Genomic DNA, 13116 nt, shown 5'->3' on the forward strand with positions numbered 1-13116 from the left:
CTGGCACTCTCTCCCCGTTCCACACACGAAGTTTTCACGCACAACACTTCGTTGCCGCATTCGCTCCTCATCGCTCTGCCCGGCCGACCCCACCCAGTCGCCCGGATCCCCCTCGCAGAAGGAGTTCGCGTGAGATCCACGCACCGTCGTCGTGCCACCGCCACCGGCGCCCTGATCGCCGCAGCCGCCATGCTCAGTGTCGGCGTCCAGGCAGGTAGCGCCAGCGCACGCCCCGACGACTCCGCGACCACCACGGCCCTCAAGGCCCAGGCGGTACGCAACCCGGGCGCCCTGCCCGTGAGCCTCAGCCCCTCCCAGCGCGCCGAGCTCATACGCCAGGCCACGGCCACCACGGCGGCCACGGCCAAGGAGCTCGGCCTCAGCGCGCAGGAGAAGCTCGTCGTCCACGATGTGTCCAAGGACCAGGACGGCACCACGCACACCCGTTACGAGCGCACCTACGACGGCCTGCCCGTCCTCGGCGGCGACCTGATGGTCGACACCGCGGCCGGCAAGACCAAGGGCGTCAGCAAGGCCAACAGCGCCCAGCTGAAGGGCATTTCCACCTCCGCGCCCTCCAACGCCCCCGCCGCCGCCGAGGGCCAGGCGCTCAAGGCCGCCAAGGCCGCCGGCTCGAAGGCGGACAAGGCCGACAGCGCCCGCAAGGTCGTCTGGATGGTCAAGGGCGCGCCGACCCTCGCGTACGAGACCGTCGTGGGCGGGCTGCAGGACGACGGCACCCCGAACCAGCTGCACGTCATCACGGACGCCAGGACGGGCGCCAAGCTGCACCAGTGGCAGGGCATCGAGACCGGTGTCGGCAACACCCACTACAGCGGCAAGGTCACGCTCGGCACCTCGCAGTCCGGGTCGAACTACACCCTGACCGACGCCGCGCGCGGCGGGCACAAGACGTACAACCTGAACCACGGTTCGTCCGGGACGGGTTCGCTGTTCACCCAGACCAACGACACCTGGGGCGACGGCACCAACTCCAACGCCGCCACCGCGGGCGCGGACGCCGCCTACGGCGCCGGCGAGACCTGGGACTTCTACAAGAACGTCTTCGGCCGCAGCGGCATCCGCGGCGACGGCGTCGGCGCGTACTCCCGCGTCCACTACGGCAACGCGTACGTCAACGCGTTCTGGGACGACAGCTGCTTCTGCATGACCTACGGCGACGGCTCGGGCAACAACGACCCGCTGACCTCGCTGGACGTGGCGGGCCACGAGATGACGCACGGCGTCACCGCCGCCACCGCGGGCCTGAACTACGCCGACGAGTCGGGCGGCCTGAACGAGGCCACCTCCGACATCATGGGCACGTCGGTGGAGTTCTACGCGAACAACGCCTCGGACCCGGGTGACTACCTCATCGGCGAGAAGATCAACATCAACGGTGACGGCACCCCGCTGCGCTACATGGACAAGCCGAGCAAGGACGGCGGCTCCGCCGACAGCTGGTACTCCGGCGTCGGCAACCTCGACGTCCACTACTCCTCGGGACCGGCGAACCACTGGTTCTACCTGGCCTCCGAGGGCAGCGGCGCCAAGGTCATCAACGGCGTGAGCTACGACTCGCCGACCTCCGACGGCCTGCCGGTCACCGGCATCGGCCGCGACAAGGCCCAGCTCATCTGGTACAAGGCGCTGACCACCAAGTTCAACTCCAGCACGGACTACGCGGGGGCCCGCGCGGGCACCATCGCCGCGGCGACCGAGCTGTACGGCGCGACCAGCGCCGAGGTCACCAACATCACCAACGCCTGGGCGGCCATCAACGTCGGCGCCCGCGCCGGCGGCGGCGACCCCGGCGGCAAGGTCTTCGAGAGCACGGCGCAGGTGGCCATCCCGGACTACCCGGGCGCCGCGGTCACCGACCCGGTCACCGTCTCGGGCATCAGCGGCAACGCGCCGTCCGCGCTCCAGGTCGGGGTGAAGATCACCCACACCTACATCGGTGACCTCCAGATCGACCTGGTGGCCCCGAACGGCACCTCGTTCCGTCTGAAGAGCTCTTCCTCGGACTCGACTGCGAACCTGAACAAGACGTACACCGTGAACGCCTCCAGCGTCCCGGCGAACGGCACCTGGAAGCTCAAGGTCCAGGACAAGGCGGCGCAGGACGTCGGCACCATCACCGACTTCAAGCTCTCCTTCTGAACCGCTCCGATTCCGAACTCCCGGGAAACTCCCTGAGGTTCCCCCTCTCCAAGCTCACCTTCTGACCAGGCGGCTGGCCGGAAAGTGAAGGTGCCCGGAGCCCACGAGGCTCCGGGCACCGCCCATGTCCGCGGGTGTGCGCGGCTCAGCGCATGAGCACGCCCGCGCCCTCCCCGGTCGCCTCCGTCGGGCTCGCGACCAGACCCAGCTCCGCGTGGGTGGCCAGGTGGCGGTGGGCCGGCAGGACGCGGACCGTGTAGCCGAACGGGCCCGTACGGTCCAGGGCGAGGGGGCCCTCGTACATCCAGCGGCCCTCCAGGTCGGGGCCGCCGGCCGGTTTCAGCGGGAAGACCGCCGCGTCCGCGATGGTGTCGGCGGCGTCCACCCGGCCCGCCACCGCCTGTACCTCGACGTCGTCGGGGCCGAGCTCGCCGAGCGTGACCCGGACCCGCAGCGCAAGGGTGGAGCCGAGCTCCGCGGTGCCGTTGGGGGCCGCGGCCGCCGGTGCCAGCGCCTCGACGTGGTCGACGGCGACCCGCGGCCAGGCGCTCCGTACCCGCGCCTTCCAGTGCGCCAGCTCCCGTGCGGTGGAGGGGTCGAGGGCCCGGTGGGCGGTGGCGGCGGGCGCGTACAGACGGGTCACGTACTCCCGCACCATCCGCCCCGCGAGCACCTTGGGGCCCAGGGTGGTGAGGGTCTGGCGGACCATTTCGATCCAGCGGTCGGGCAGCCCGGCCGGGCCCCGGTCGTAGAAGCGCGGGGCGACCCGGTCCTCGATGAGGTCGTACAGGGCGTTGGCCTCCAGCTCGTCGCGCCGGTCCTCGTCGGTGGCCGCGCCGTCGGCGGTCGGGATGGCCCAGCCGAAGTCGGGCTCGAACCACTCGTCCCACCAGCCGTCCAGGACGGACAGGTTGAGGCAGCCGTTGAGGGCCGCCTTCATGCCGCTCGTCCCGCAGGCCTCAAGGGGCCGCAGCGGGTTGTTGAGCCACACGTCGCAGCCGGGGTACAGCTTCTGCGCCATGCCCATGCCGTAGTCCGGCAGGAACACGATCCGGTGGCGGACCCTCGGGTCGTCGGCGAACTTCACCAGCTCCTGCACGAGGCGCTTGCCGCCGTCGTCGGCGGGATGCGCCTTGCCCGCGACGACGATCTGCACCGGCCGTGTCGGATGCAGGAGCAGCTCCATCAGCCGGTCCCGGTCGCGCAGCATCAGCGTGAGCCGCTTGTACGAGGGGACCCGCCGGGCGAAGCCGATGGTGAGCACATCGGGGTTCAACACCCCCTCGATCCAACCGAGTTCGGCCGCTCCGGCGCCGCGCTGGCGCCAGGAGGCGCGCAGCCGCTCGCGGGCCTCGGTGACGAGCTGTTCGCGCAGCTCCCTGCGCAGCTCCCAGATCTCGGCGTCCGGGATGTCGGCGACGGCGTCCCAGCGGTCTGAGCCGCCCACGGTCAGCGCGTCCTCGGTGCGGCCCGCGCCGATCTGGCGGGCGCCGAGCCGGAAGACCTCGGGGGCGACCCAGGTAGGGGCGTGCACGCCGTTGGTGACGGAGGTGATCGGCACCTCCTGCGCGTCGAATCCCGGCCACAGGCCCGCGAACATCTCGCGGCTGACCGCGCCGTGCAGGGTCGAGACCCCGTTGGCGCGCTGGGCGAGCCGCAGCCCCATCACGGCCATGTTGAACAGGTTCGGCTCACCGCCGGGGTAGGTCTCCATGCCGAGCTGGAGGATCTTCTCGACGGGCACCCCGGGCAGCTCGCCGTCGTCGCCGAGGTGGCGGGCGACCAGCTCGCGGTCGAAGCGGTCGATTCCGGCGGGCACCGGGGTGTGGGTGGTGAACACGGTCCCGGACCGCACCGATTCGAGCGCGGCGTCGAATTCGAGCCCCTCGCCCGCGAGTTCACGGATGCGTTCGAGCCCGAGGAAGCCCGCGTGGCCCTCGTTGGTGTGGAACACCTCGGGCGCCGGGTGCCCGGTGAGACGGCAGTACGTCCGCACCGCCCGCACCCCGCCGATGCCGAGCAGCATCTCCTGGAGCAGCCGGTGCTCGCTGCCGCCGCCGTAGAGCCGGTCGGTGACGTCGCGTTCGCCGGGCGCGTTCTCCTCGACGTCCGAGTCGAGCATGAGCAGTGGCACCCGGCCGACCCTGGCCTGCCAGACGGTGGCGTGCAGGGCGCGGCCGCCGGGCAGCGCGAGCGAGACCCTGGCCGGGGTGCCGTCCTCCTCGCGCAGCAGGGACACGGGCAGCTCGTTGGGGTCGAGCAGGGGGTAGTGCTCCTGCTGCCAGCCCTCGCGCGAGAGGGACTGGCGGAAGTAGCCGTGCCGGTAGAGGAGGCCGACCCCGATGAGCGGTACGCCGAGGTCGCTGGCCGATTTCAGATGGTCCCCGGCGAGGATGCCGAGGCCGCCGGAGTACTGCGGCAGAGCGGCGGTGATGCCGAATTCCGGTGAGAAGTAGCCGATGGCACAAGGGAGTTCGCCGCCCTGTTCCTGGTACCAGCGGCGGCCGTGCAGATAGTCGTCGAGGTCGTCGGCGGCGGCGGTGAGTCTGCGCAGGAAGCGGCGGTCCTGGGCGAGCGAGTCGAGCCGGGCGGCGTCGACGGAGCCGAGCAGCCGCACCGGGTCCTCACCCGCCGCCCGCCAGCCGTCGGGGTCCATGGACTGGAAGAGTTCTCGGGTCTCGGTGTGCCAGGACCAGCGCAGATTGCGCGCGAGGTGACTGAGCGGCCGGAGGGCGTCGGGCAGGACAGGGCGCACGGTGAATCGACGGATTGCCTTCACGCTTCCACCTTTGCAGGGGATGTACGTACCGGGGTGGGCACACCGCGATGTGCGCCCCTCCTTCACCCCCGAAGGTAGTGCCGGTGCGCCCCGTCAACCACAGCGCCTCGCGGCCCGGCGCCTCCGAATCCGCACCGCCTTCTGACGGCCCATCACATGACTGGCGGGTAGGCAAAGTTTGAGCCGTCCCCGGCGAAAGCCACGGCACTTTCCTTGTCTGAACCGTTACGCGCAGGTAGTTAACAAACTGCCGGAATGCCCACCCGCACACCGTGGAAGGCTCCCCCGGTAGCGCATTCCCGCAGTCTCTCCCGCACGCCATTCGAGTGAACGCGGACAGGAGCGGCCATGCCCGCAGCCGGTCAGCCGTCAACGGAGCAGTTAAAAAGGACAGATTCCCGCAAACGCGGCAAACCCTACCAATCACCCGCAGGTGAGCCCGTGAACCCGAACCCGTCAATCGGCCGCATCCCCGTGCTCGACGTACATCCCGCCGTCGAGTGCGGCACAAGGCCCGCGAAGGCGGTGGCCGGGGAGAGCTTCCAGGTCACCGCCACCGTCTTCCGCGAGGGCCACGACGCCGTCGCCGCCAATGTCGTACTGAGAGACCCGGGAGGCCGACCAGGACCCTTCACTCCGATGCGCGAGCTCGCCCCCGGCACCGACCGCTGGGGCGCCGAGATCACCCCGGCCGCCGAAGGCCGGTGGACGTACACCGTCGAGGCCTGGAGCGATCCGGTGGCGACCTGGCGCCACCACGCCGGCATCAAGATCCCGGCCGGCCAGGACACCGAGCTCGTCCTTGCGGAGGGCGCCGCACTGTACGAGCGGGCCGCGGCCGGGGTGCCGAAGGCCGAGGGCCGCGAGGCGGTGCTGGCCGCGGTGGACGCCCTGCGCGACACGCGCCGCACGCCCGAGAAGCGGCTCGCGGCCGCCCTCGCCCCGGCGGCGGAGGCCGCCCTCGCCGCGCATCCGCTGCGCGAACTCGTCACCTCCTCGGCCCCCATGCCGCTGCTCGTCGAGCGCGAGCGCGCCCTGTTCGGGTCCTGGTACGAGCTGTTCCCGCGCTCGGAGGGAGCCGTGGTCAAGGCGCGCGGCAAGCCGGTCTCCGGCACCTTCCGCACCGCGGCCGAGCGCCTGCCCGCGGTCGCCGCGATGGGCTTCGACGTGGTCTATCTGCCGCCCATCCACCCCATTGGCACCACGTACCGCAAGGGCCCCAACAACAGCCTGAAGGCGGGTCGTTGGGACGTCGGCGTGCCCTGGGCGATCGGCTCGGCCGACGGCGGGCACGACGCCGTCCACCCCGACCTCGGCACCCTCGACGACTTCGACGACTTCGTGGCCGCCGCCCGCGACCTGCGCATGGAAGTGGCCCTCGACTTCGCCCTCCAGTGCTCCCCCGACCACCCCTGGGTCGACAAGCACCCCGAGTGGTTCCACCACCGGATCGACGGGACGATCGCGTACGCCGAGAACCCGCCGAAGAAGTACCAGGACATCTACCCGATCTCCTTCGACCAGGACATGCCCGGCCTCATCGAGGAGACGGTACGGCTGCTGCGGTTCTGGATGGGCCACGGCGTACGGATCTTCCGCGTCGACAATCCGCACACCAAGCCGGTGGTCTTCTGGGAGAAGGTCATCGCAGAGATCAACGGCACCGACCCGGACGTGATCTTCCTGGCCGAGGCGTTCACCCGGCCCGCGATGATGCGCACCCTCGCCAAGATCGGCTTCCAGCAGTCGTACACCTACTTCACCTGGCGCAACACCCGGCATGAGCTCACTGAATACGTCACGGAACTGGCGGGCGAGTCCGCGCCCTACATGCGGCCCAATTTCTTCGTGAACACCCCGGACATCCTGCACGGCTACCTCCAGAACGGCGGCCGGCCCGCCTTCGAGGTGCGCGCCGTGCTCGCCGCGACGCTCTCCCCGACCTGGGGTGTCTACGCCGGATACGAGCTGTGCGAGAACACCCCGGCCAAGGCCGGGAGCGAGGAGTATCTGAACTCCGAGAAGTACCAACTGCGGCCGCGTGACTGGGAGTCGGCCGAGCGTGAAGGCCGCTCCATCGCCCCGCTGATCACCTCTCTGAACCGCATCAGGCGCCGCAACCCGGCGCTGCGGCAGCTGCGCTCGGTCCACTTCCACGACACCGGCAACGACGCGCTCATCGCGTACAGCAAGCGCTCGGGGTCGAACACCGTTGTGGTGGTCGCCAACCTCGACCCCCACCACACCCAGGAGGCGACGGTCTCGTTGGACATGCCGGCACTCGGCCTCACGTGGGACGAGTCCGTCCCGGTGCGCGACGAGCTCACCGGTGAGACCTACCACTGGGGCAGGGCCAACTACGTGCGTCTGGAGCCGGGCCGAGCACCCGCGCACATCCTGGTCCTGCGACCGTCCCCGCCGATCGGAGGGTCACCCACACCATGATCGTCAACGAGCCCGTCCACGACACCTTCGAGGACACCCCCGCCAAGGACCGAGACCCCGAGTGGTTCAAGCGTGCCGTGTTCTACGAGGTGCTCGTGCGGTCCTTCCAGGACAGCAACGGCGACGGCGTAGGGGATCTCAAGGGCATCACCGCCAAGCTCGACTATCTGCAATGGCTGGGCGTCGACTGCCTCTGGCTGCCGCCGTTCTTCAAATCCCCGCTGCGGGACGGCGGTTACGACGTCTCGGACTACACGGCCGTGCTGCCCGAGTTCGGCGACCTCGCCGATTTCGTGGAGTTCGTGGACGCCGCCCACCAGCGCGGCATGCGCGTGATCATCGACTTTGTCATGAACCACACCAGCGACCAGCACCCGTGGTTCCAGGAGTCGCGCAAGGACCCGCAGGGACCGTACGGCGACTACTACGTCTGGGCCGACGACGACAAGCAGTTCCAGGACGCCCGGATCATCTTCGTCGACACCGAGACGTCGAACTGGACCTTCGACCCGGTCCGCAAGCAGTACTACTGGCACCGCTTCTTCTCCCACCAGCCGGACCTCAACTACGAGAACCCGGCCGTGCAGGAGGAGATCGTCTCCGCCCTGCGCTTCTGGCTCGACCTCGGCATCGACGGCTTCCGCCTCGACGCGGTGCCCTACCTCTACCAGGAGGAAGGGACCAACTGCGAAAACCTTCCGGCAACGCATGAGTTCCTCAAGCGGGTACGGGCCGAGATCGACGCGAGCTACCCGGACACGGTGCTGCTGGCCGAGGCCAACCAGTGGCCCGAGGACGTCGTCGACTACTTCGGCGACTACGCCAAGGGCGGCGACGAGTGCCACATGGCGTTCCACTTCCCGGTGATGCCGCGCATCTTCATGGCGGTGCGCCGCGAGTCCCGCTACCCGGTGTCGGAAATCCTCGCCAAGACCCCGGCCATCCCGCGCAACGCCCAGTGGGGCATCTTCCTGCGCAACCACGACGAGCTCACCCTCGAAATGGTCACGGACGAAGAGCGCGACTACATGTACGCCGAGTACGCCAAGGATCCCCGGATGCGGGCCAACATCGGCATCCGGCGCCGGCTCGCCCCGCTGCTCGACAACGACCGCAACCAGATCGAGCTGTTCACCGCCCTGCTTCTCTCGCTGCCCGGCTCGCCGATCCTGTACTACGGCGACGAGATCGGGATGGGCGACAACATCTGGCTCGGCGACCGCGACGCGGTGCGCACCCCGATGCAGTGGACCCCGGACCGCAACGCGGGCTTCTCCTCCTGCGACCCGGGCCGGCTCTACCTGCCCACGATCATGGATCCGGTCTACGGCTACCAGGTGACGAACGTCGAGGCGGCCATGGCCTCGCCGTCCTCGCTCCTTCACTGGACCCGCCGGATGATCGAGATCCGCAAGCAGAACCACGCCTTCGGGCTCGGCTCGTACACCGAGCTGATGTCGTCGAACCCGGCCGTCCTCGCCTTCCTGCGCGAGTGCGGCGACGACCTGGTGCTGTGCGTGCACAACTTCTCGCGCTTCCCGCAGCCCACCGAGCTGGACCTCAGGGCGTTCAACGGGATGCACCCGGTGGAGCTGATCGGCGGGGTGCGCTTCCCCGCGATCGGCGAATGGCCGTATCTGCTCACCCTGGCCGGACACGGTTTCTACTGGTTCCGACTGCGGAAGGACCCCGCCGTCATCCCTGTGGTCACCTGACCCCGCAGCGCCGGGCGGGGCGGTTTCGGCCGCTCCGCCCGGGGCACTCTGAACCCCGAACCCCGCGCGCCGCCGGACAGCTTCTGTTGCAATCCGGGACACTCTGCGCAACTCGATGTGTGCCCGGGGAAAGGATGCGCCGTCATGCCGAAGGCCGCACCGCCCCGTTCCACCGGCCTCCCACTCGCCCGGCTGCTGACCTCGCTCGCCCCGCTCCTGCACGAATGGCTGCCCCGGCAGCGCTGGTTCGCCGGCAAGGGCCGGCCCGTCACGGACTTCGTCCTGCTCACCGCGACCGAGTTGCTGCCCGGCTTCCTGCACCTGCTCGTCCGTACCGAGCACGCTCCGGTGGCGCTCCCCGCCGACGCCGCGCCGGTGCCCGCGGACTGCTACCAGCTCCTGATCGGGGTGCGCGACCAGCTGCCGCCGCGGCTCGCCCCCGCCCTGATCGGCCGGGCGAGCCAAGGCCCGCTGGCCGGGCGCGCGGTGTACGACGCCCTCCAGGACCCGCAGTCCGCGGCCCTGCTCCTGGAGCGCCTGCGCACCCCGGGCACGGTGGGTCCGCTGTCCTTCGAGCACGACCCGGAGGTGAAGGTTCCGCCGGGTCTCGCGCCGCGCCTGCTCGGCGTCGAGCAGTCCAACTCCTCACTGGTGTACGGCGATACGTTCATCCTGAAGGTGTTCCGCCGGGTGCAGCCGGGGGTCAATCCGGACCTGGAGCTGCCGTGGGCGCTGGCCCGCCAGGGCTGCGCGCGGGTGCCCGCCCCGGCCGCCTGGTTCCGCACCTCCGAGCCCCAGGAGGCGACGCTCGGCGTGCTCCAGCCGTTCCTGCGCGGCGCCGACGACGGCTGGACCCTGGCGCTCGCCTCGCTCGCGAAGGGGCTCGGCTTCACGCGGGAGGCGTACGAGCTCGGCCGGGCCACCGCCGAGGTGCACCTGGCCCTCGCCGAGGCCTTCGCGCCCGTCACCCTCGGCCGCCCGCAGACGGCGCTGATCGCGGCCGCGATGACCGAGCGCCTGGACGCCACCGCCCAGGCGGTGCCCGCGCTCGCGCCGTACGTACCGGGTCTGCGGGCCGCGTTCGACGCGGTCGCGGCCCTCGATTCGGCGGGCACGGCCCAGCGCGTCCACGGCGATCTGCATCTGGGCCAGGCCCTGCGGACCACCGAAGGCCCCTGGTCGGTGATCGACTTCGAGGGCGAACCGACCCGCCCGCTCGCCGAGCGCCGCCGCCCGCAGCCCCCGGTCCGCGATGTCGCGGGCATGCTGCGTTCCTTCGACTACGCGTCCTGTTCCGCGCGCCCGCCGAACCCGCACTGGGCCACGGACTGCCGGGCCGCGTACTGCGCGGGGTACGCGGCACGCTCCGGCACCGACCCGCGCGAGTCGCCCGAGCTGCTGCGCGCGTACGAGACCGACAAGGCGGTGTACGAGGTGCTCTACGAGGCCCGGCACCGACCCGACTGGCTGCCCGTGCCGATGGCGGCGATCCGCCGCCTCGCGGAGCCAGAACCCGCCTGAACCCGAACCCGCTGAGCCCGAACCCGCCTGAGAATGACGCCGTTTGAGGAGGCCGACCCCGTGACCCCCCGCCCCGCCCGCAACTCCTCCGAACCCGCCCCGCGCACCGCCGAACCGGTGCCGGCGGCGAAGCCCGTCAAGGCGAAGGCCGCCCCGGCGCCGCCCGCGCCGCGCCGGGCCGCGAGTCGCGGCGTACGGCCCGCGCCCGCCCTCGCCGCCGCGGACCGGGGGCGCCTGCTCGCGGGCGGGCACCACGATCCCCACTCGCTGCTCGGCGCGCATCCGGTGCAGGGCGGCGTGGTGTTCCGGGCCCTGCGCCCGTTCGCGCGGGCCGTGACCGTGCTCGGCAAGGGGCTGCGGGCCGAGTTGTACAGCGACGGCGACGGGCTGTTCTCCGGGGTGCTGCCTCTGCGCGAGATCCCGGACTACACCCTCCTGGTCACCTACGAGGACACCGAGATCGAGGTGCAGGACCCGTACCGCTTCCTGCCCTCGCTCGGGGACCTCGACCTGCACCTGATCGGCGAGGGCCGGCACGAGGAGCTGTGGACGGCGCTCGGCGCCCGCCCGATGGCCCACCAGGGCGTGATCGGGACCCGCTTCACGGTGTGGGCGCCGAACGCCCAGGGGGTCAGGGTCACCGGCGACTTCTGCTACTGGGACGGCACCGCCCACCCCATGCGCTCGCTCGGCTCGACCGGGGTGTGGGAGCTGTTCCTGCCCGGGGTGGGCGACGGCGCCCTCTACAAGTTCGACATCATGCGCCCGGACGGCAGCCACACCCTGCGGGCCGACCCGATGGCGCAGCGCACGGAGGTGCCGCCGGCCAACGCCTCGATCGTCACCGAGTCCCACCACATCTGGCGGGACGCGGACTGGATGGCCCGGCGGGCCGAGCGTCCGGTGCACGAGGCCCCGTTCTCGGTGTACGAGGTCCATCTGGCATCGTGGCGCCCCCGCCTGACGTACCGTCAACTGGCAGATCAACTGCCGACGTACGTAAAGGACTTGGGCTTCACGCACGTTGAATTCCTGCCCGTGGCGGAGCATCCCTTCGGCGGCTCGTGGGGCTACCAGGTGACGGGCTTCTACGCCCCGACGTCGCGCATGGGCACCCCCGACGACTTCCGCTTCCTCGTCGACGCCCTGCACGAGGCGGGCATCGGGGTGCTCGTGGACTGGGTTCCGGCGCACTTCCCGAAGGACGACTGGGCGCTGGCGGAGTTCGACGGCCGGACGCTCTACGAGCACGAGGATCCGGGGCGCGCCGAGCACCCCGACTGGGGCACCCTCGAATTCGACTACGGCCGCAAGGAGGTCCGCAACTTCCTGGTGGCGAACGCGACGTACTGGTGCGAGGAGTTCCACGTGGACGGCCTCCGCGTGGACGCGGTGGCCTCGATGCTGTACCTGGACTACTCCCGCGAGCACGGCGAGTGGACCCCCAACGAGCACGGGGGCCGCGAGAACCTGGACGCGGTGGCGTTCCTGCAGGAGATGAACGCGACGGTGTACCGACGCTGCCCCGGCGTCGTGACCGTCGCGGAGGAGTCCACGGCGTGGGACGGCGTGACGCGGCCCACCGATCACGGCGGTCTGGGCTTCGGCCTGAAGTGGAACATGGGCTGGATGCACGACTCGCTGGGCTACGTCCAGCACGAGCCGGTGCACCGCAAGTACCACCACAGCGAGATGACGTTCTCGATGGTGTACGCGTACAGCGAGAACTACGTGCTGCCGATCTCCCACGACGAGGTGGTCCACGGCAAGCGCTCCCTCGTCTCGAAAATGCCCGGCGACTGGTGGCAGCAGCGCGCCACCCACCGCGCCTACCTGGGCTTCATGTGGGCCCACCCCGGCAAGCAACTCCTCTTCATGGGCCAGGAGTTCGCGCAGGGGGCGGAATGGTCGGAGGGCCACGGCCCGGACTGGTGGCTCCTGGATCCGTCGTACAGCGCGGAGCCGGACCACCGGGGAGTACGCGACCTGGTCCGCGACCTGAACGCGGTGTACTCGGCGCAGCCCGCCCTGTGGGAGCGCGACACCGACCCTGCGGGCTTCTCGTGGGTGGCGGGCGACGCGGCGGAGGACAACGTGTTCGCCTTCCTCCGCTACGACGCGGCAGGCACGCCGCTCCTCTCGGTCTCGAACTTCTCCCCGGTGGTGCGGGCGGAATACCGCCTGGGCGTCCCGGAGTCGGTCGCGGCGTGGGGCGAGATCCTGAACACGGACGAACTGCGGTACGGCGGCGGAGGCGTGGGCAACCCGGACCCCCTAAAGCCGGACCCGACCCCGTCCCATGGCCGCCCGGTTTCCCTCTGCTTGACGCTGCCGCCGTTGGGGACGGTTTGGTTGCGGGGGGTGTGAGAGCCTGTGTCTAAACCCCGCCCGGGCCCGTGGCGTCTGGCACGCACGCTCGCCGCGTTGCCGAAACGCCCTAGTAGCTCCGCTACGAGGACCTTCCGGCGCCTTGCGATCGCACGCACCAGACGC

6 protein-coding genes are annotated in these 13116 nt (G+C 70.7%); 5 read left to right on the forward strand and 1 reads right to left on the reverse strand.

Annotated elements, in window-relative coordinates:
• Positions 1-129: 129 nt before the first annotated feature.
• A complete protein-coding gene (locus tag ACWC2B_RS14240; protein ID WP_450716735.1) occupies positions 130-2163 on the forward strand; it encodes a M4 family metallopeptidase in 2034 nt (677 codons plus the stop codon).
• A 145-nt stretch (positions 2164-2308) separates the two neighbouring features.
• Here the strand turns inward: ACWC2B_RS14240 and glgP are convergent, their stop codons facing one another.
• Entirely contained in the window at positions 2309-4942 is a 2634-nt protein-coding gene (glgP, locus tag ACWC2B_RS14245) for an alpha-glucan family phosphorylase (protein ID WP_450716736.1), read from the reverse strand.
• 348 nt (positions 4943-5290) lie between these two features.
• On the opposite strand from glgP, the gene ACWC2B_RS14250 reads away from it, so the two are divergent.
• The 4 genes from ACWC2B_RS14250 to glgB all read left to right on the forward strand — a co-directional run bounded on the left by ACWC2B_RS14250 (position 5291) and on the right by glgB (position 12990).
• The gene (locus ACWC2B_RS14250; RefSeq protein ID WP_450716737.1) at positions 5291-7387 is read left to right on the forward strand and encodes an alpha-1,4-glucan--maltose-1-phosphate maltosyltransferase; all 2097 of its coding nucleotides are present in this window, start codon (positions 5291-5293) and stop codon (positions 7385-7387) included.
• The gene (treS, locus tag ACWC2B_RS14255; RefSeq protein ID WP_450716738.1) at positions 7384-9102 is read left to right on the forward strand and encodes a maltose alpha-D-glucosyltransferase; all 1719 of its coding nucleotides are present in this window, start codon (positions 7384-7386) and stop codon (positions 9100-9102) included. The genes ACWC2B_RS14250 and treS overlap by 4 nt, the downstream gene beginning before the upstream one ends.
• A gap of 144 nt (positions 9103-9246) precedes the next feature.
• Positions 9247-10623, forward strand: coding sequence for a maltokinase N-terminal cap-like domain-containing protein (locus ACWC2B_RS14260; RefSeq protein ID WP_450716739.1), 1377 nt, complete (start codon positions 9247-9249; stop codon positions 10621-10623).
• A gap of 33 nt (positions 10624-10656) precedes the next feature.
• The gene (glgB, locus tag ACWC2B_RS14265) at positions 10657-12990 is read left to right on the forward strand and encodes a 1,4-alpha-glucan branching enzyme (RefSeq protein ID WP_450716740.1); all 2334 of its coding nucleotides are present in this window, start codon (positions 10657-10659) and stop codon (positions 12988-12990) included.
• The last annotated feature ends 126 nt before the right edge of the window (positions 12991-13116 follow it).

Source organism: Streptomyces sp. NPDC001415 (assembly GCF_053597395.1).

Excerpts from the sequence above, each read along its gene's own strand:
- ACWC2B_RS14260 (WP_450716739.1), top strand. The coding sequence starts at position 9,247 with ATGCCGAAGGCCGCACCGCCCCGTTCCACCGGCCTCCCACTCGCCCGG.
- ACWC2B_RS14250 (WP_450716737.1), top strand. The coding sequence starts at position 5,291 with ATGCCCGCAGCCGGTCAGCCGTCAACGGAGCAGTTAAAAAGGACAGAT.
- treS (WP_450716738.1), top strand. The coding sequence starts at position 7,384 with ATGATCGTCAACGAGCCCGTCCACGACACCTTCGAGGACACCCCCGCC.
- glgB (WP_450716740.1), top strand. The coding sequence starts at position 10,657 with ATGACGCCGTTTGAGGAGGCCGACCCCGTGACCCCCCGCCCCGCCCGC.